Origin of the sequence: Pseudomonas fluorescens (assembly GCF_041354075.1) — a bacterium.
Taxonomy (GTDB): Bacteria; Pseudomonadota; Gammaproteobacteria; order Pseudomonadales; family Pseudomonadaceae; genus Aquipseudomonas; species Aquipseudomonas fluorescens_CE.
Genome location: NZ_JARZGC010000009.1, coordinates 72,381 through 91,960, shown reverse-complemented (window position 1 = coordinate 91,960; position 19,580 = coordinate 72,381). Strand labels below are relative to the sequence as shown.

Here is a 19,580-nt window from a genome sequence, read left to right as displayed (position 1 = left end):
GTATCAGGCGTGGCGGGCCGAATGCTGCAGCAAGGCCCACTCCACGTGTTCCCTGACCAGCTCTGACGGATAATCCCGTCGCGCCTTCAACGCTTCCAGCACCGGAATCGTTGAAGGCGCATTCCCCAGGCCTACGGCCAGATTACGCAACCAGCGCTCGTACCCCGCCCGCCGCAACGGCGAGCCTTCGGTACTGCTGAGGAAAGTGTCCTCGTCCCACAGAAACAGTTCGGCCAGCTCGGCGTTGTCCAGGTTGTGGCGCGGCTTGAAGTCGCTTTCACCGGAGGGCCGGGCGAAGCGATTCCACGGGCAGACGATCTGACAGTCATCGCAGCCGAATACCCGATTGCCGATCAAGGGCCGCAGCTCTTCCGGGATCGCATTTTTCAGCTCGATGGTCAGGTACGAGATACAGCGCCGGGCATCCAGCACATAAGGGCCGACGAAGGCGTTGGTGGGGCAGATGTCGAGGCAGGCGGTGCACCGGCCGCAATGTTCCGTGGCGTGCGGCGGGTCGACCGGCAACGGCAGGTCGACGAACAATTCGCTGAGAAAGAAGTAACTGCCGGCCTTGCGATTCAAGACCAGGGTGTTTTTGCCGATCCAACCCAGACCGGCCTGTTCGGCAATGGCTTTTTCCAGTACCGGTGCGCTGTCGACGAAGGCGCGATAGCCAAACGGGCCGATCACCGCCTGAATCTTTTCTGCCAGTTGCTGCACACGTTTACGGATCAATTTGTGGTAATCGCGGCCCAAGGCATAACGGGACACGTAGGCTTTTTCCGGTTGGGCCAGACGCTGGGCCATTTCGGTATCCCCTGGCAGGTAGTCCATCCGCAGGGAAACCACCCGGAGTGTGCCGGGTACCAGTTCCTCGGGGTGCGAGCGTTTGCTGCCATGGGCGCCCATGTAGTCCATCTCGCCGTGGTAGCCGGCATCGAGCCAGCGCTGCAGGTGCTGCTCATGCTCGGCGAGGTCCAGGCCGCTGATGCCGACTTGCTGGAAGCCCAGCTCACGGCCCCAGTCCTTGATGGATTGGGCGAGGGCGAGCAGGTCTGTGGTAATGGCGGGCATGAGGCGAGAGAAACCGGAGCTGAGGTGCGTATAATTCTGCCAGACATCGGAGCTCGAAGACGCATGCTGCACACTAAAGATGATTTACCCGACGCGCTGTACAGCGCCGCGCAAGTGCGCGCCGTCGATGCGCGGCTGATCGCGGACGGCACACCGGGCTTCGAGCTGATGCAGCGGGCCGCCCGCGCGACCTGGCGGGCGCTGGTACGGCGCTGGCCAACGGCAAACGAATTGACGGTGGTGGCCGGCCACGGCAACAACGCCGGTGATGGCTATCTGATTGCGGTGCTGGCCCGGCGTGCCGGCTGGGCGGTGCGGGTGCTGGCGGTCGGTGATCCTCAGCGTTTGCAGGGGAATGCCGGGTTGGCCCATGCCGAGGCGCGCCGCGAAGGCGTGGCCATCCAGGCCTGGGTCGAGCAAGCGCCGTTGCGCGGTGTGGTGCTGGACGCGCTGCTCGGCACCGGCCTGACGGGTGAGGTGCGCGAGCCCTATGCGGGTGTGATCGGCACCATCAATGCCAGTGGCTTGCCGGTCGCGGCGGTGGATATTCCCTCCGGCCTGTGTGCCGACACCGGGCGGGTGTTTGGCGTGGCAGTGCGGGCGGACCTGACCGTGACCTTCATCGGTTTGAAACTGGGCTTGTTCACCGGCGACGCGGCGGATGTGGTCGGCGACTGGGTGTTCAATGACCTGCAGGCGTCGCCCGAGGCGTTTGAGGGTATCGACCGCCGTGCGCTGCGCCTGACGGCCGATAACCTGCCGCGTCTGGCGAGCCGCGCGCCGACCGCTCACAAGGGGCAATTCGGCCACGTCCTGCTGATCGGCGGTGATCGCGGGTTTGGCGGGGCGATCCTGCTCAGTGCGCAAAGTGCCCTGCGCAGCGGCGCGGGCATGGTATCGCTGGCCACTCGCAGCGAACATGTACCGGCGGCCCTGGCCAGGCTCCCGGAAGCCATGGTCCTGGGCACTTCGTCGGCGAATCAGTTGATGGGACTGCTGCAAAAGGTTTCCGTGCTGGTGGTTGGCCCCGGCTTGGGGCAGTCTTCCTGGGGCCGCAGCCTGCTGTCGGCAGCGGCTGATGCCGCGTTGCCGCAAGTCTGGGATGCCGACGCATTGAATCTGCTGGCGGACGGGCGCGTGAGTTTGCCTCGGGAATGCGTGATCACCCCGCACCCGGGCGAGGCGGCGCGCCTGCTCGGTATCAGCACCGCCCAGGTGCAGGCCGACCGTCCGGGTGCCGCGCAGGCGTTGAGCAAGAAATACACGGCGGTGGTGATCCTCAAAGGCGCCGGCAGCCTGATTGCCAGCCCCGACGGCCGCCTGGCGGTGTGTCACCAGGGGCATCCGGCCATGGCCACCGCTGGCCTGGGGGATGTACTCGCGGGGTTGGTCGGCGCATTGCTGGCCCAAGGCATGAACGCTTTCGATGGCGCCTGCCTCGCGGTCTGGCTGCATGCCAATGCCGGTGCGCAACAAGGTAAATCGGGCCGTGGGCTGGCGGCCAGTGATCTGATTCCAGCCATTCGTCAGTTGTTGGAGGAGCAAGCACCGTGTCTGAAGTAACCCTGTACCTGGCTGATGAAGAGGCGATGACCGCATTCGGCGCACGCATCGCGAAAACCACCGAAGGGCACGGTCTGATTTTTCTCGAGGGGGATCTGGGCGCCGGCAAGACCACGCTGTCAAGGGGCATCATCCGTGGCCTGGGCCATGTGGGCGCGGTCAAAAGCCCGACCTTTACCCTGGTCGAACCCTACGAAATCGGTGACATCCGCGCCTTCCATTTTGATCTGTATCGACTGGTCGACCCGGAAGAGCTGGAGTACCTGGGCATCCGCGACTACTTCGAAGATGACGCTTTGTGCCTGATCGAATGGCCCCAGAAGGGTGCAGGCTTTTTGCCAAAGCCCGACCTGACCATTACCATTAGCCCGCAAGGCACTGGACGTTCGCTGAACATTTTGTCCCAGGGCTCGCGCGGCGAGGCCTGGTGTGCCGCTTTGGCATTGGAATCCAATTAAATGATGGGGTCAGGTATGCGCTTTCGCGCGATGGTAGCTGCCGTAGGAATGTTGTTTTTGGCGGTGACCGTCAACGCTGTGGCCGACACCAAGGTCAACAGCGTTCGTCTGTGGCGAGCGCCGGACAACACACGGCTGGTGTTCGACCTCAGCGGGCCGGTGCAGCACAGCGTGTTCACCCTGACGGCGCCGGATCGCCTGGTGATCGACATCAATGGCGCCTCCCTCGGCGCGCCACTGAACGTTTCCACCGCCAACACGCCGATCACCGCCATGCGCTCGGCACAGCGCACGCCGACTGACCTGCGGGTGGTCATCGACCTGAAGAAAACCGTCACGCCGAAGAGCTTCACCCTGGCGCCGAACGCCCAGTACGGCAACCGCCTGGTGGTCGACCTGTTCGACAACCCGGCGGATGCTGCACCGATTCCTGCGCCGACCAACGTCGCGACCGTTGCGCCAGTGCCGGTCACCCCGGTCGACCCGCCGGTGAAGCTGCCGCCCGCTCCGGCCGGCAAGCGCGACATCATTGTGGTCATCGACGCCGGTCACGGTGGCGAAGACCCGGGGGCCTCGGGCTCTCGCGGCCAGCGTGAAAAAGACGTGGTGCTGTCCATCGCCCGCGAATTGCAACGTCAGGTCAATGGCATGAAAGGCTTCCGCGCCGAACTGACCCGCACAGGTGACTACTTCATCCCGTTGCGTGGCCGTACCGAGATCGCCCGCAAAAAAGGCGCCGACCTGTTCGTCTCGATCCACGCCGACGCCGCGCCTTCCACCGCCGCATTTGGTGCGTCGGTATTCGCCCTGTCCGACCGTGGCGCCACGTCCGAAACCGCGCGCTGGCTGGCCGACAGTGAAAACCGCTCCGACCTGATCGGCGGCGCCGGCAACGTCAGCCTCGACGACAAGGACCGCATGCTCGCGGGCGTGCTGCTCGACCTGTCGATGACCGCGTCCCTGACCTCCAGCCTGAACGTCGGCCAGAAGGTCCTGAGCAATATCGGTCGCGTCACCCCCCTGCACAAACAACGAGTGGAGCAGGCCGGGTTCATGGTGTTGAAGTCGCCGGACATCCCGTCGATCCTGGTCGAGACCGGCTTCATCTCCAACGCCAACGAAGCCTCGAAGCTCGCCGCGTCCAGCCACCAGCAGGCGCTGGCCCGCTCGATCAGCAGCGGTGTGCGCCAGTTCTTCCAGCAGAACCCGCCGCCCGGGACCTACATCGCCTGGCTGCGTGATTCGGGCAAGATTGCCCAGGGGCCAAGGGATCACCGGGTCAACCCTGGCGAGACTCTGGCAATGATCGCCGTGCGCTATCAGGTATCGCCGGCGACCCTGCGCAGTGCCAACAACCTGAAAAGTGATGAGCTGAAGATCGGTCAGACCCTGACCATCCCCGGCACCGAACTGGCGTCCAAAGAATGAGCCAGGCCGTGACCGACAGCGCTCGCATCGAACTGCTCAGCCCCCGGCTGGCCAACCAGATTGCCGCCGGCGAGGTGGTCGAGCGCCCGGCGTCGGTGATCAAGGAGCTGCTGGAAAACAGCCTCGACTCCGGCGCCAGGCGAATCGACGTCGATGTCGAACTGGGCGGCATCAAGCTGCTGCGGGTGCGCGACGATGGCAGCGGCATCTCGGCCGATGACCTGCCGCTGGCCCTGGCCCGTCACGCCACCAGCAAGATCCGCAACCTGGAAGACCTCGAGCAGGTGATGAGTCTCGGGTTTCGCGGCGAGGCACTGGCTTCGATCAGCTCCGTGGCACGCCTGACCCTGACCTCCCGCACCCGCGATGCCGAACAGGCGTGGCAGGTCGAGACCGAAGGCCGGGACATGGCGCCACGGGTCCAGCCGGCCGCCCACCCGGTGGGCACCTCGGTGGAAGTGCGTGACCTGTTCTTCAATACTCCGGCGCGCCGCAAATTCCTCAAGACCGAAAAAACCGAATTCGACCACCTGCAGGAAGTGATCAAGCGCCTGGCGCTGGCGCGTTTCGACGTGGCGTTTCATTTGCGTCACAATGGCAAGACCATCCTCAGCCTGCACGAAGCCCATGACGACGCGGCCCGCGCCCGGCGGGTGGCGGCGATTTGCGGCCCGGGTTTCCTGGAGCAGGCGCTGCCCATCGAAATCGAGCGCAACGGCCTGCATTTGTGGGGCTGGGTCGGGCTGCCGACGTTCAACCGCAGCCAGGCCGACTTGCAGTATTTCTTCGTCAACGGCCGGGCGGTGCGCGACAAGCTGGTGGCCCACGCAGTGCGCCAGGCGTATCGCGATGTGCTGTTCAACGGTCGGCACCCGACATTCGTGCTGTTTTTCGAGGTCGACCCCACCGGTGTCGACGTCAACGTGCACCCGACCAAGCACGAGGTGCGTTTCCGCGAAGGGCGCATGGTCCACGACTTTCTCTATGGCACCCTGCACCGGGCCCTGGGCGATGTACGTCCGGACGATCACCTGGCGGCGCCGGTGGCCACGGCCATCGTCCGGCCGACCGGCATCGAGGCCGGCGAGTTCGGGCCGCAAGGCGAAATGCGCCTGGCCGCCAATGCCTTGCTCGAGCAGCCGCAGGCCCAGCCGTCATTCAATACCGCCGGCAGCGGGGCAGGCGCCGGTTATCAGTATCAGTACACCCCGCGGCCGCAGTCGGCCGTGCCGGCGGCTGAAGCCCAGGCCGCTTACCGGGAGTTCTTTGCGCCGCTGCCGGAGGCCAACGCCGCCGCCCTTCCGGCCGGGCAGGACGATATTCCGCCGCTGGGTTACGCCTTGGCACAACTCAAGGGCATCTACATCCTTTCCGAGAACGCCCAGGGCCTGGTGCTGGTGGACATGCACGCGGCCCATGAGCGGATCATGTACGAACGCCTCAAGGTCGCCATGGCCAGCGAAGGTTTGAGTGGCCAGCCGTTGTTGGTGCCTGAATCATTGGCACTGAGTCAGCGTGAAGCCGATTGTGCGGAAGAGCACGTGGCCTGGTTCCAGCGCCTGGGCTTCGAATTGCAGCGCCTTGGCCCGGAAACCCTGGCGATCCGGCAGATCCCGGCGCTGCTCAAGCAGGCCGAGGCCAATCGACTGGTCAGTGATGTGCTGGCCGACCTGATGGAGTACGGCACCAGCGACCGGATCCAGGCGCACCTGAACGAATTGCTCGGCACCATGGCGTGCCACGGCGCCGTTCGGGCCAACCGGCGCCTGGCCCTGCCGGAAATGAACGGCTTGCTGCGAGACATGGAAAACACCGAGCGCAGCGGTCAATGCAACCATGGCCGACCGACCTGGACCCAACTGGGCCTGGACGATCTGGACAAACTGTTCCTGCGCGGTCGTTGATGAGCCAGCTCCCTCCTGCGATTTTCCTGATGGGCCCGACCGCAGCGGGCAAGACCGACCTGGCCATCGAGCTGACCAAGGTCCTGCCGTGCGAGCTGATCAGTGTCGATTCGGCGTTGGTCTATCGCGGCATGGACATCGGCACCGCCAAGCCCTCGAAAGAGATACTGGCGCAATTCCCGCACCGTCTCATCGACATCCTCGATCCGGCGCAGAGCTACTCGGCTGCGGATTTCCGTCGCGATGCCCTCGAGGCCATGGCTGATATCACGGCACGCGGCAAGATTCCGCTGCTGGTGGGCGGTACGATGCTTTATTACAAGGCATTGCTCGAAGGGCTGGCGGACATGCCGGCGGCCGATCCCGAGGTGCGGGCGCAGATCGAGGAAGAAGCGGCGCGCCTGGGTTGGCAGGCCCTGCACGATCAATTGGCGATTATTGACCCGGAATCGGCGGCGCGTATTCATCCGAACGATCCGCAGCGCCTCAGTCGTGCGCTGGAGGTCTATCGGGTCAGTGGTCAGAGCATGACCGCGCTCAGATTGCAACAAAGTGCGCAAAGTACTGAAGCAGCCGCTTCGGGACGGCAACAATTGCCCTATACTGTCGCGAACTTGGCCATCGCTCCGGCAAATCGCCAGGTGCTGCACGAACGAATTAAACAAAGATTCACTTTGATGTTGGAACAGGGATTCATAGACGAGGTCGTAGCCCTGCGTAAACGAAATGACCTGCACAGCGGGTTGCCGTCGATACGTGCGGTAGGTTACCGACAAGTCTGGGACTACCTGGATGGCAAGCTGACACTGGCCGAGATGCAGGAGCGTGGAATCATCGCCACGCGCCAATTGGCCAAGCGTCAGTTCACCTGGTTGCGCAGTTGGGCGGATTTACACTGGCTCGACAGCCTCGATTGCGACAATCTGCCACGCGCCTTGAAATACCTGGGGACCATCTCCATATTGAGCTGAGTCTTTGCAATTGCCGTCTATCCTTGGGGGTGTGACGGCCACAAGCCAACTGTTTACCTATTTTTTATATTGAATCCTTAAAGGAGTGCGGCACATGTCAAAAGGGCATTCGCTACAAGACCCTTACTTGAATACTTTACGTAAAGAGAAAGTTGGGGTGTCCATCTACCTGGTCAACGGGATCAAACTGCAAGGCACGATCGAGTCTTTCGACCAGTTCGTCATCCTGCTGAAAAACACCGTCAGCCAGATGGTTTACAAGCACGCTATCTCGACAGTGGTACCGGTTCGTCCAATTCGTCTGCCTAGCGCAACCGAATCGGAGTCGGGTGACGCTGAGCCAGGTAACGCCTGATAGGAGTCTCCTTTGTTCTTTGAGCGCCACGGTGGTGGGGAGCGAGCCATTCTCGTTCACTTGGATGGTCAGGACCCTGAGGCGCGCGAAGATCCGCAGGAGTTTCAGGAGTTGGCAACATCGGCTGGCGCCGATACCGTCGCGTTTTTCAACGTGCCGCGTCATCGGCCAACCGCCAAATACCTGATTGGCAGCGGCAAGGTCGAGGAATTACGCGACCTGGTCAAAGCCGAACAGGTCGATCTGGTGATTTTCAATCACACCCTCACACCCAGTCAGGAACGTAACCTCGAGCGTGTTTTCGAGTGTCGCGTGATCGACCGCACGGGTCTGATTCTCGATATCTTTGCCCAGCGCGCCCGCACTCACGAAGGCAAGCTCCAGGTCGAACTGGCCCAGCTTGAGTTCATGAGTACGCGGCTGGTTCGCGGCTGGACCCACCTTGAACGCCAGAAGGGCGGTATCGGTCTGCGGGGTCCGGGTGAAACCCAGCTGGAAACCGACCGGCGCCTGTTGCGGGTGCGTCTGCGACAGATCAAGGGGCGCCTGGAAAAGGTCCGCAGCCAGCGCGAGCAATCGCGTCGAGGGCGCAAACGTGCTGACATTCCGACGGTTTCACTGGTGGGCTATACCAACGCCGGCAAATCGACGCTGTTCAACGCGGTGACCGATTCCGAGGTGTTTGCCGCTGACCAGCTGTTCGCCACCCTCGATCCGACGCTGCGCCGGCTCGAACTCGACGACCTTGGCCCCATCGTGCTGGCCGATACCGTGGGTTTCATTCGCCACCTGCCGCACAAACTGGTCGAGGCATTTCGGGCTACGCTCGAAGAGTCGAGCAACTCCGACCTGCTGCTGCACGTGATCGACGCCCATGAGCCTGAGCGCATGGCGCAGATTGAACAGGTCATGGTGGTGCTGGGCGAGATCGGGGCGCAGGACTTGCCGATCCTCGAGGTATACAACAAACTCGATTTGCTCGAGGGAGTGGAGCCGCAGATCCAGCGCGACGCCGACGGCAAGCCGCAACGGGTCTGGTTGTCGGCCAGGGACGGTACCGGGCTGGAGTTGCTCAAGCAGGCCGTGGCCGAGCTGCTCGGCGATGATTTGTTCGTCGGCACCTTGCGCTTGCCGCAGCGTTTTGCTCGACTGCGTGCGCAGTTTTTCGAAATCGGTGCCGTACAGAAAGAAGAGCATGACGAGGAAGGCATCTGCCTGCTGGCCGTTCGTTTGCCACGAATCGAGTTGAATCGACTGGTGAGCCGCGAGGGAATGCAGCCGATGGAATTCATCGAGCAACACACTTTGCAATAAAAGCCTGAAAAAGCGGTTGTGCCGCAGGGACAGGCATTCTGTAGCATTGGTCGGCGCGCCGTGGGTGCGTCTTTGCTTTATCAGATGGAGAGCGCTATGGCTTGGAATGAGCCGGGTGGCAACTCGAATAATCAGGATCCTTGGGGTGGCAAGCGTCGTAATAACGGCGACCGCAAGGGGCCACCGGATCTCGACGAGGCCTTCCGAAAGCTGCAGGACAGCCTGAACGGGTTATTCGGTGGTGGTAAGAAACGCGGTGATGACGGCGGTGGATCGGGCAAGAGTGGCGGCTTTGGCGGCCTGCTCGGCATCGGTCTGGTCGTGCTGGCGGCTGTCTGGCTGTACAGCGCCGTTTATGTCGTCGACGAGCAGGAACAAGCCGTGGTGCTGCGTTTCGGCAAGTACTACGAAACGGTGGGTCCGGGCCTGAATATCTATTTCCCGCCGATCGACAAGAAGTACATGGAAAACGTCACGCGTGAGCGTGCGTATACCAAGCAGGGCCAGATGCTGACCGAAGACGAAAACATCGTCGAAGTGCCGCTGACCGTGCAGTACAAGATCAGCAACCTGCAGGATTTCGTGCTGAGCGTCGATCAGCCGGAAATCAGCCTGCAGCACGCGACGGACAGCGCCTTGCGCCATGTGGTGGGTTCCACCGCCATGGATCAGGTCCTGACCGAAGGCCGTGAATTGATGGCCAGCGAAATCAAGGAGCGCCTGCAACGCTTCATGGACACCTATCGCACCGGTATCACCGTGACCCAGGTCAACGTACAGAGCGCAGCGGCACCGCGTGAAGTCCAGGAAGCCTTCGATGACGTGATCCGTGCCCGTGAAGACGAGCAGCGTTCGCGCAACCAGGCTGAGACCTATGCCAACGGCGTCGTGCCGGAAGCCCGTGGTCAGGCCCAGCGTATCCTTGAAGACGCCAACGGCTACCGTGACGAAACCGTCTCGCGCGCCAAGGGTGAGGCCGACCGCTTCACCAAGCTGGTCGCCGAGTATCGCAAGGCACCTGAAGTGACCCGTCAGCGCCTGTACCTGGACACCATGCAGGAAGTCTTCAGCAGCACCAGCAAGGTGCTCGTGACCGGCAACAAGAATGGCCAGAGCAACCTGCTCTACCTGCCGCTGGACAAAATGATCGACAGCAGCGGTCGCAGTACAAATGCACCGCTCAACAGTGGCGCGGCTACCAGCAATGAAGCGAATGCGCGTGCGGCAGCTGATCTGCAGCAACAGCAGGCACGTACCAGGGAGAGTCGCTGATGAGCAATAAATCGCTGATCGCCCTTATTGTCGGCGTCGTCGTGGCGATCGCTGCCTGGAACTGCTTCTACATCGTGGCTCAGACCGAGCGTGCGGTGTTGCTGCAGTTCGGACGCGTGGTCCAGGCCGATGTCCAGCCGGGCCTGCATGTGAAAGTGCCTTACGTCAACCAGGTGCGTAAATTCGACGCTCGCCTGATGACGCTGGATGCACCGACGCAGCGCTTCCTGACCCTGGAAAAGAAAGCCGTGATGGTCGATGCCTACGCCAAGTGGCGGGTGAAGGACGCCGAGCGTTTCTATACCGCGACTTCCGGCCTCAAGCAGATCGCCGACGAGCGTCTGTCCCGTCGTCTGGAATCGGGCCTGCGTGACCAGTTCGGCAAGCGCACCCTGCACGAAGTGGTGTCGGGTGAGCGCGATGCGCTGATGGCGGACATCACCTCGTCGCTGAACAAGATGGCGGAAAAGGAGCTGGGTATCGAAGTGGTGGACGTTCGCGTCAAGACCATCGACCTGCCCAAGGAAGTGAACCGCAGCGTGTTCGAGCGTATGAGCACCGAGCGTGAGCGTGAAGCTCGCGAGCACCGCGCCAAGGGTAACGAGCTGGCAGAAGGCATCCGTGCCGACGCCGATCGTCAACGCCGCGTGCTGCTGGCTGAGGCCTATCGTGAATCCGAAGAGATTCGCGGTGACGGCGATGCCCAGGCCGCTGCGATCTACTCGAAGGCCTATGGTCAGGATCAGGAGTTCTACGCGTTCTACCGTAGCCTGCGTGCCTACCGTGAAAGCTTTGCGAACAAATCCGACGTCATGGTCCTCGACCCAAGCAGTGACTTCTTCCACTACCTGGAAAAAGCCAAGCCTTGATACGACGTTGACCTGAATCATCTCCGCCGGGCGGCTAAAACCTTCGGCGGGGTGATCCTTTGGGAAAACGTGTGTATGATGCGGCAGCCGGGAAATTCCCGGCTTTTTTGCGTCTGCACCTTTGGTTGCTGTTCAGGTGCAGAAGCCCGGGCCTTTTGGCTCGACAGGTTTTACGAGGAAAGTGCTTGGCGAAGCCTGTTACGGGCTTTTCGCTTCGTCGCTCATGCGCGTGGTTTGCGCAGGGCCAGGTATTTTCTGCTTCACTCAAGGCTCGCCCCAAGGCTTGCCGCCCGGATCATAGGGGAATGGCGTAATGGCAACGGTAGACCGCTGGCTGCTGCCAGATGGCATCGAAGAAGTACTGCCACCAGAGGCGGCGCGCATAGAAGTCGCGCGTCGCCAGGTGTTGGATCTGTTCCAGAGCTGGGGTTACGAGTTTGTCGTGACTCCCCATATCGAGTACCTGGAATCCCTGCTGACCGGCGCGGGCCAGGACCTGGATCTGCGTACCTTCAAGGTCATCGACCCGCAATCGGGCCGGCAGATGGGTTTCCGGGCGGATATCACGCCGCAGGTGGCGCGCATCGATGCGCACACCCTGCGTCGCGAAGGCCCTAATCGTCTGTGCTACGCCGGCAGCGTGCTGCACGCCCAGCCGCGTGCTCTGTCGTCCTCGCGCAGCCCGATTCAGCTGGGTGCCGAGTTGTACGGCGATGCCAGCCCGAGCAGTGACGTCGAAGTCATCAGCCTGATGCTGGCCATGCTGCAACTGGCCGATGTGCCGGATGTGCACATGGACCTGGGCCACGTCGGTATCTACCGTGGCCTGGCCCGTGCCGCCGGTTTGTCCGGTGAAGTCGAGCAGCAGTTGTTCGATGCGTTGCAACGTAAGGCCATCGACGAGGTCATTACCTTGACCGAAGGCTTGCCGGCGGATCTGTCGGACATGCTGCGCGCTCTGGTGGACCTGTGCGGTGGCCGTGAAGTGCTGGTGGCCGCTCGCGAGCGCCTGGCCAAGGCGCCAGCGCAGGTCGCGGCGGCGCTGGACGACTTGCTGGCGATTGCCGAGCGTCTGTCCAGTCGCTTCCCGGAGTTGCCGCTGTACTTCGACTTGGGCGAGCTGCGTGGCTACCACTACCACACCGGTGTGGTGTTCGCCGTATTCGTGCCGGGGGTTGGCCAGTCCATTGCCCAGGGCGGTCGTTACGACGACATCGGTGCCGACTTCGGTCGTGCCCGTCCGGCCACCGGCTTCTCTACCGATTTGAAAACCCTGGTGACCCTGGGGCGTGCTGAGATCGAGCTACCGTCTGGCGGTATCTGGATGCCTGACAGTACGGATGCGGCACTCTGGCAGCAGGTTTGCCAGTTGCGCAGTGAGGGTCAGCGTGTTGTCCAGGCCTTGCCTGGCCAGCCTTTGGCCGCCGCCCGTGAAGCGGACTGCGACCGGCAATTGATTCAGCAGAACGGGCTTTGGCAAGTATCGCCACTGGCTTCTTGAGTTTTCCTGCCGGCCGCCGCCGGCACCAAGTTTGCGCGAATGAGGACAAGTGTTATGGGTAAGAATGTCGTAGTCCTGGGCACCCAGTGGGGTGATGAGGGCAAAGGCAAGATCGTTGATCTGCTGACCGAACATGCTGCCGCCGTAGTGCGCTACCAGGGTGGCCACAACGCGGGTCACACCCTGGTGATCGATGGCGAAAAAACCGTCTTGCACCTGATCCCGTCGGGCGTGCTGCGCGAAGGTGTGCAGTGCCTGATCGGCAACGGCGTGGTGGTTGCACCCGACGCCCTGCTGCGGGAAATCAACAAGCTGGAAGAGAAAGGCGTACCGGTGCGCGAGCGCCTGCGCATCAGCCCTTCCTGCCCGCTGATCCTGTCCTACCACGTGGCGCTGGACCAGGCCCGTGAAAAAGCCCGTGGCGAGCTGAAGATCGGCACCACCGGTCGTGGTATCGGCCCGGCATACGAAGACAAGGTTGCACGTCGTGGCCTGCGCATCGGCGACCTGTTCCACCGCGAGCGTTTCGCCGCCAAGCTGGGCGAGTTGCTGGACTACCACAACTTCGTACTGGTCAATTACTACAAAGAGCCGGCCATCGACTTCCAGAAGACCCTGGACGAGTGCATGGAATACGCCGAGCTGCTCAAGCCGATGATGCTCGACGTCACTGCCGAGCTGCATAACCTGCGTCGCGCCGGCAAGGACATCATGTTCGAAGGTGCCCAAGGCTCCCTGCTGGACATCGACCACGGTACCTACCCGTACGTCACCAGCTCCAACACCACGGCGGGCGGCATTGCCACCGGTTCTGGCGTTGGCCCGATGTTCATCGACTACATCCTGGGCATCACCAAGGCCTACACCACTCGCGTTGGTTCCGGTCCATTCCCGACCGAGCTGTTCGACGACGTGGGTGCCTTCCTGGCCAAGCGCGGCCATGAATTCGGTGCAACCACCGGGCGTGCCCGTCGTTGCGGCTGGTTCGATGCCGTCATCCTGCGTCGCGCCATCGACGTCAACAGCATCTCGGGCCTGTGCCTGACCAAGCTGGACGTCCTGGACGGCCTTGAAACCATCAACATCTGTGTCGGCTACAAGAACCAGGATGGTGCAGTGATCGACGCACCAACCGACGCCGACAGCTACATCGGCCTGGAGCCGGTGTACGAAGAAATGCCGGGTTGGAAAGAATCCACCCTCGGCGCCAAGACGCTGGAAGAGCTGCCGCAAGCCGCGCGCAACTACATCAAGCGCGTCGAAGAGCTGGTCGGCGCGCCGATCGACATTATTTCGACGGGTCCGGACCGCAACGAAACCATCGTTCTGCGTCATCCGTTCGCCTGATAAGTCGTTGATGTAAAAAGCAAAGGGCCCTCTGTTGGGCCCTTTGTCGTATCTGTCTGTCAGACGGCATGACCTTTGCTGGGATTTCATTAAAAAGCATGGCTTGCATGCGTGCCATCAATTTAATGGCGTCAAAACAGAGGTATCACCTGTGTCGGCCGTTCTCTCCTTGTTACAAAGCCGTCTGTTGCGGCCTGTGTTCGTTACCCTTGGTATCGCCCTTTTGGTGCAGGTGCTGGTGGCGGTTGCCCTGACCCGGAGCACGGTGACGGCGCTGGAAGCTGATTTGGGGGTGCGCCTGGGGGCTGACAGTCAAAAGCTGTCCACCGAGCTCGAGCAGGCGGGGCGAGAAGTCACGTCGAGCCTCGACAGTCTTTCCGCCAGTACGCGTCAGCGCCTGACCGCCGGATTGTCCTCGCGGTTGGAGGAAGAGCAGGCGCAGCTGCGGGCTACGCTGGAAAAGGATCTCAAGGATTCCGCCAGTGATATGGCACAACTGCTGGCCTCGGTGGCACCGCGCGCCATGTGGGACAACGACGTGCCGACCCTGTCCGAATTCGCCCGTCGGGCCCAGCGCAATCCCAACGTGCTGTTCGTGGTCTATGACGACGCGACCGGGCAGCATCTGACACGCTACCTCAACCGCGAAAACCCGATCAACAAGGCGCTTCTGGAAAAAGGCCAGGGCGAACGTGCGCTGGACAAGGTGCTGGACGCGGCGAAGAACGATCCGTCGGTCTACTACGTGGAAGCCTCGATCAACCCCAATGGCGTGGAAATCGGCAAGGTCCTGATGGGTGTCTCCACGGCCTCGGTGGAAACCGACCTGGCGGCCCTGGATAAACGCTTCGAGTCGCTGATCGCCAGCAGCGATCAACTGGTGGGCGACAGCCTGAAGGGCGCGGCGGCCGACAGTGCCACCGCCATGCGCGCACGCCTGGCCTCCGCGCAGTCCACCGCCGCCGACATGAAAGCCAACACCACCGGCACCGTTCAGGAAGCGGCGGCCACTCTGCGTTGGCGCATCGGCGCGGGCCTGGCGCTGGTAGGTTGCGGCGTGTTGCTGCTGCTGGCCGTGGTGTTGGGGCGGCGTGTGGTCAACCGCTTGAAAATGCTGATCATCGCCATGGACGACCTCGCGGCGGGCGAGGGCGACCTGACCAAGCGCGTGCAGATCAACAGCAAGGACGAGATCGGCGACATGGCGTCGGCGGTCAATCGCTTTGTGGACAAGTTGCAGCCCATCGTCCGTGAAGCCGGCGATGTCGCTCAGCGAACCGGTGTCGAGATTGGCGCCATGACCCTGCGCAATGCCGGTGCCGACGCGGCGGCCGGCATGCAGCGTGACGAGGTGGCCGAGAGCCTGCGCGCGCTGTCGCAGATGGCCGATGAGGCGCAGTCTGAAAGCCATGCCATGCAGGCGGCCTTGCAGCAGGTGGTGGACATTCGTTCGGCCACCGATGAAAACACCCGGACGTCGGCGAAGGTCGGCAGCCTGATCGAAGCCTTGGCCGAGCAGGTCGATACAGGCGCGAAGGTCATCGAGCGACTGGCGCAGCAGAGCGAACAGATCGAAGTGGTGTTGACCGTGATTCACGGCATTGCCGAGCAGACCAACCTGTTGGCGCTCAACGCGGCCATCGAGGCGGCGCGGGCGGGTGAAACCGGTCGCGGCTTTGCCGTGGTGGCGGATGAGGTGCGGGCGTTGGCGAGCAAGACCCAGAGCTCCACCGGCGACATCCAGGCGCACATCGTCGCCCTGCAACAAGGCGCACGCGAGGCCGTGGCCGCGATTGGCCAAGCCGGGCGTCAGGCCAGCGAAGGTCTGCTGGTGCTGCGCGACAGCGCGCGTTTGCAGCAGTCGGTGCAGGCGTCGGTCGAGCAAGTGCATGCGGCGATTGGCCTGGCGACCCAGGCAGCGGCTCATCAGGCGCAGGGCGCCCAGGCGGTGCGTGGACGGGTTGAAACCATTCATGCCCAGGCTGAGAAAGCTGCTCAGGCGGTGGTGGAGACGACTGAGAGCGGCAAGGTGCTGGATGGGCTGGCTGCCCAGCTCAAGGCGAGCCTGGGGCAGTTCAGGGCCTGATTTCTGCGAGTGTACACGCGACCCATGTGGGAGCTGGCTTGCCAGCGAAGGCGGCCTTATAGCCGGCCATGTTCTTTTGGGTGTACATATCCATTGTTGCGGTAAAGTCTACTTAAGGTTCCTTACGGCGGGTTACTTGGAAAAGCCCGCGCGGCCCGACGCCAAGTAACCAAGCGCTTCTCGCCCCTGACGTACGGCCTTCCGACGGGGCAGATCAAGGTCAAAAGCCGGATCAAAAGCGAGTGCGATCCCTGTGGGAGCGAGCCTGCTCGCGATAGCGTTCTCAGCGGCTCAAATACATCCGCGTCGTCAGCAAGTAAACCGGCAGTCCCGAGACCAGTATCAACAACGCCGCATAAGGCGCCGCCGCCGCGAACTCCACGTTCGCGGTATGCGCCCACACTTCCGTGGCCAGCGTGTTGAGCCCGGTCGGGCTGAGCAGAAGCGTGGCCGTCAGCTCCTTCATCGCATCCAGGAACACCAGCGCAAACGCCGCCCCCAGTGCCGGAAAAATGATCGGCAAGGTCACTCGGCAAAACGCACTGAAAGACGATGCGCCCAGCGTTCGGGCGGCTTCTTCGAGTTGTGGTGCGGCCTTGTTCAGGGCAGTGCGAATCGGCGCCTGGGCCAGCGGTAGAAACAGCAGCGCGTAGGCAATCAGCAGCAGTGCCGAGGTCTGGTACAGCGCCGGCACATAATGCAGCGCGAAGTACACCAGTGTCAGGGCAATCACCAGCCCAGGCAACGCGTGCAGCAGGTACGGCAGGCGTTCGGCCCAGATGGCCAACTGGCCTTTGTAGCGCACCACCAGCAACCCCACGGGGACGGCCAGCACCAGGCACAAGGCGGCGCCGCCCAGGGACAGTGCCAGGGAAGACAGCAGCGCCTCGCTGATCGCGGCCACCGGAAACGCTGCCGAGGAACCCACCATCAGCCAGTACGCCAGCATTCCCAGGGGAATGCCGCTGCCGATGATTGCCAGGGTCAGGCAGTAAAGCTGTCCCGCGATTGTCCAGGGGCCCAGGCGAACCTGTTCCGCGCGCCGCGCCGCGCCCTGTCCGGTGCGCACGTGACGCCCTTTGCCGCGCACCCGCAGCTCGAGCCACAGCAGCATCAGGCACAGCGCCAGCAGCACCGCCGACAGCATCGCGGCGTTGGCGTTGCTGAATTCCAGCTCGAATTGCTGGTAGATCGCGGTGGTGAAGGTCTGCAGGCCGATGATCGACAGGGCGCCGAACTCCACCAGCATGTGCAGCGCAATCAGGAGCGAGCCGGCCAGCAGTGACGGCCAGAGCAGTGGCAGGGTGACCTTGAAGAACACGCCACAGCGATTCTGGCCAAGGGTGCGCGCAGACTCTTCGAGGGAGGGATCAAGGTTGCGCAGCGTCGCCGCGACCGGCAGGAAAATCAGCGGATACTTCGACAGGGTCATCACCAGGATCGCCCCGCCCAGGCCTTCGAAGTGCGCGCTGAGCGAAACCCAGGTGAAGCTGCTGACAAACGCCGGCACCGCGAACGGCAGGCACAGGATCACGCCCCACAGGCGCCGCCCCGGCAGATTGCTGCGCTCCAGCAGCCAGGCCAGCGACAGCCCGATGACGCCGCAGGCGACCGTCACGCCGACCATCAGTGCCAGCGTGTTGCGCAGCAGGCCGAATACGTAGGGACGCCATAGCAGGTGCAGCGCCTCGGCCCAGCCGGCCTGCCAGGTTTTCAGGCCGACATACGCCAGGGGCAGCAGGCTGAGTACCACCAGCACCAACACCGGCAGCAGCAGCCAGATCGACGGCCGCTTGCGCCGTGGCACATAACCCCCGCGCGTGGCGGGGGCGACTGACGATGCGCTCATCAGTTCAGGCCAACGTCGCGTTCCAGATCCAGGGCTTCTTCAGCATTGCCGAGGTCCGCAGGGGTGACGTTGGGCGCTTGCAGTTCGCTGAACGGCTTGAGACCACGATCCGATTCCATGCCCTTGTGCAGCGGGTACTCGGCAGTGGTCTGGGTGATCACCCGCTGACCTTCTTCACTGGCCATGTAGGCGAGCAATTGCTGGGCTTCCTTGGGGTGCTTGCTGGATTTGAGCACGGCGGCACTGGATACGGTGATCAGTCCACCGACGTCGCCGCCGGTGAAGTAGTGCAGCTTCGAGTCGAGCTGGCCTTTTTCACGCTGCAGTGCGAACCAGTAATAGTTGTTCACCAGCACGGTAGCGACTTCGCCGTTTTCCACGGCCTTGAGTGCAACCATGTTGTTGCTGTAGGTCTTGCCGAAGGCGCGCAGACCGGTCAGCCACTCCTCGGCCGCGTCCATGCCGTGCACCTTGATGATGGCGACGGCCTGTTCCTGGAACGCGCCGCTGGTGGGCACGAAACCGACCTTGCCCTGCCATTTCGGATCGGAAAATTCCATGACCGACTTGGGCAGGTCTTTTTCGTCGATCAATTTCGGGTTGAAAGCCACGACCCGTACCCGGGCGGTGACGCCGATCCAGGTGCCGTTCTGGGCAACGTAGTCCTTGGGCAGGACGGCCAGGGTCGCGGCGTCGGTCTGCGCCAGCAGGCCCTGTTCGCCGAGTTTGTTCAGCGGTGGCGACTCTTCGGTGTAGATGACATCGGCAGGTGAACGATCGCCTTCTTCGACGACCTGGCTGGCGAGCTGGTTGCTGCTGCCCTTGCGCACGTTGACATGGATGCCGGTCTTGGCTTCGAAGGCCTTGGCGACGGCGTCGCCGACTTCCTTGTGCTGGCCGTTGTAGAGGGTCAGGGAGGCGGCGTCGGCAGCCTGGGTGAGGGGAGTGGCGAGTGTCAGGCCGAGCAGGGTGATGGTCAGGCCGCGGCGCAGGGTATTTCGAAACATCATTCGCAGGGTTCCTCACTGTCGCATTGCAAAAACTTGCAACAATGATAAACGATATCTGTTCTCAAATGAGCATTGCGTCTGCGCGCTGTTACCTGTATGAGCGAGCATGCTCGCGATTGAGGCCGCTTCACCGCGGGGTGTCAGGCCGTCAGCGTTATCGTTGACGTCCATCGCGAGCAACCTCGCTCCTACAGTAGGAAATGTTCCAGGCCAGAAACGCAAAAACCCGCTTTCGCGGGTTTCTACAAGAATTGGTGCCCAGAAGAAGACTCGAACTTCCACGACCGTAAGGTCACCAGCACCTGAAGCTGGCGTGTCTACCAATTTCACCATCTGGGCAATCATCTTCAGCGTTGCCGCTGTTGATGTGGCGCACTATACGGAGAGCATTTTGATCTGTAAACCCCTGATTTGGTTTTAATAAATCAAATGCTTAGAATGCAAAAACCCGCTTTCGCGGGTTTTTGTGTGAGCCTTGAAATTGATCTAATCTCAAGCTCGAAATTGGTGCCCAGAAGAAGACTCGAACTTCCACGACCGTAAGGTCACCAGCACCTGAAGCTGGCGTGTCTACCAATT

General features: G+C 62.4%; 15 protein-coding genes and 1 tRNA gene. 12 read left to right on the top strand and 4 right to left on the bottom strand.

Annotated features, from left to right (window positions below; genetic code table 11):
• Positions 1-3: 3 nt before the first annotated feature.
• Positions 4-1,074, bottom strand: a complete 1,071-nt coding sequence (queG, locus tag QIW53_RS14125; RefSeq protein WP_371050214.1) for a tRNA epoxyqueuosine(34) reductase QueG — start codon at positions 1,072-1,074, stop codon at positions 4-6.
• 63 nt (positions 1,075-1,137) lie between these two features.
• Here queG and QIW53_RS14120 point away from each other — a divergent pair, with 63 nt between their 5' ends.
• The 12 genes from QIW53_RS14120 (at position 1,138) to QIW53_RS14065 (ending at position 16,142) form a co-directional block, all read left to right on the top strand.
• The gene (locus QIW53_RS14120; protein ID WP_371050213.1) at positions 1,138-2,637 is read left to right on the top strand and encodes an NAD(P)H-hydrate dehydratase; all 1,500 of its coding nucleotides are present in this window, start codon (positions 1,138-1,140) and stop codon (positions 2,635-2,637) included.
• Positions 2,625-3,095 carry a tRNA (adenosine(37)-N6)-threonylcarbamoyltransferase complex ATPase subunit type 1 TsaE gene (gene tsaE, locus QIW53_RS14115; protein ID WP_371050212.1) on the top strand — a complete coding sequence of 157 codons (471 nt, stop codon included), beginning with the start codon at positions 2,625-2,627 and terminating at the stop codon, positions 3,093-3,095. The genes QIW53_RS14120 and tsaE overlap by 13 nt, the downstream gene beginning before the upstream one ends.
• Before the next feature lie 48 nt (positions 3,096-3,143).
• Positions 3,144-4,523, top strand: a complete 1,380-nt coding sequence (locus QIW53_RS14110) for an N-acetylmuramoyl-L-alanine amidase (protein WP_371050211.1) — start codon at positions 3,144-3,146, stop codon at positions 4,521-4,523.
• Positions 4,520-6,427 carry a DNA mismatch repair endonuclease MutL gene (mutL, locus tag QIW53_RS14105; RefSeq protein ID WP_371050210.1) on the top strand — a complete coding sequence of 636 codons (1,908 nt, stop codon included), beginning with the start codon at positions 4,520-4,522 and terminating at the stop codon, positions 6,425-6,427. The genes QIW53_RS14110 and mutL overlap by 4 nt, the downstream gene beginning before the upstream one ends.
• Positions 6,427-7,398, top strand: coding sequence for a tRNA (adenosine(37)-N6)-dimethylallyltransferase MiaA (miaA, locus tag QIW53_RS14100; RefSeq protein ID WP_371050209.1), 972 nt, complete (start codon positions 6,427-6,429; stop codon positions 7,396-7,398). The genes mutL and miaA overlap by 1 nt, the downstream gene beginning before the upstream one ends.
• A 94-nt stretch (positions 7,399-7,492) precedes the next feature.
• Entirely contained in the window at positions 7,493-7,753 is a 261-nt protein-coding gene (hfq, locus tag QIW53_RS14095) for an RNA chaperone Hfq (RefSeq protein ID WP_144928401.1), read from the top strand.
• A 12-nt stretch (positions 7,754-7,765) separates the two neighbouring features.
• Positions 7,766-9,067 (top strand): ribosome rescue GTPase HflX, encoded by a 1,302-nt coding sequence (gene hflX / locus QIW53_RS14090; protein WP_371050208.1) that lies wholly within the window; start codon positions 7,766-7,768, stop codon positions 9,065-9,067.
• Between the two features lie 96 nt (positions 9,068-9,163).
• Entirely contained in the window at positions 9,164-10,339 is a 1,176-nt protein-coding gene (gene hflK, locus QIW53_RS14085; RefSeq protein WP_371050207.1) for an FtsH protease activity modulator HflK, read from the top strand.
• Positions 10,339-11,208, top strand: coding sequence for a protease modulator HflC (gene hflC / locus QIW53_RS14080; protein WP_093227195.1), 870 nt, complete (start codon positions 10,339-10,341; stop codon positions 11,206-11,208). The genes hflK and hflC overlap by 1 nt, the downstream gene beginning before the upstream one ends.
• A gap of 313 nt (positions 11,209-11,521) precedes the next feature.
• Positions 11,522-12,709 carry an ATP phosphoribosyltransferase regulatory subunit gene (locus QIW53_RS14075; protein WP_371050206.1) on the top strand — a complete coding sequence of 396 codons (1,188 nt, stop codon included), beginning with the start codon at positions 11,522-11,524 and terminating at the stop codon, positions 12,707-12,709.
• Positions 12,710-12,763: 54 nt separating this feature from the next.
• Positions 12,764-14,056, top strand: a complete 1,293-nt coding sequence (locus QIW53_RS14070; RefSeq protein WP_371050205.1) for an adenylosuccinate synthase — start codon at positions 12,764-12,766, stop codon at positions 14,054-14,056.
• A 151-nt stretch (positions 14,057-14,207) separates the two neighbouring features.
• Positions 14,208-16,142, top strand: a complete 1,935-nt coding sequence (locus tag QIW53_RS14065) for a methyl-accepting chemotaxis protein (RefSeq protein WP_371050204.1) — start codon at positions 14,208-14,210, stop codon at positions 16,140-16,142.
• 283 nt (positions 16,143-16,425) lie between these two features.
• On the opposite strand, the gene QIW53_RS14060 is transcribed toward QIW53_RS14065, so the two are convergent.
• From QIW53_RS14060 to QIW53_RS14050, 3 genes are all read right to left on the bottom strand, one after another.
• Positions 16,426-17,991, bottom strand: coding sequence for an ABC transporter permease (locus QIW53_RS14060; RefSeq protein WP_371050203.1), 1,566 nt, complete (start codon positions 17,989-17,991; stop codon positions 16,426-16,428).
• Complete coding sequence (locus QIW53_RS14055) at positions 17,991-19,001, bottom strand: extracellular solute-binding protein (RefSeq protein ID WP_371050202.1); 1,011 nt, start codon at positions 18,999-19,001, stop codon at positions 17,991-17,993. Before QIW53_RS14055 ends, QIW53_RS14060 begins: the two co-directional genes overlap by 1 nt.
• A gap of 252 nt (positions 19,002-19,253) precedes the next feature.
• Positions 19,254-19,340 (bottom strand) — tRNA-Leu (locus tag QIW53_RS14050).
• Positions 19,341-19,580 lie beyond the last annotated feature (240 nt).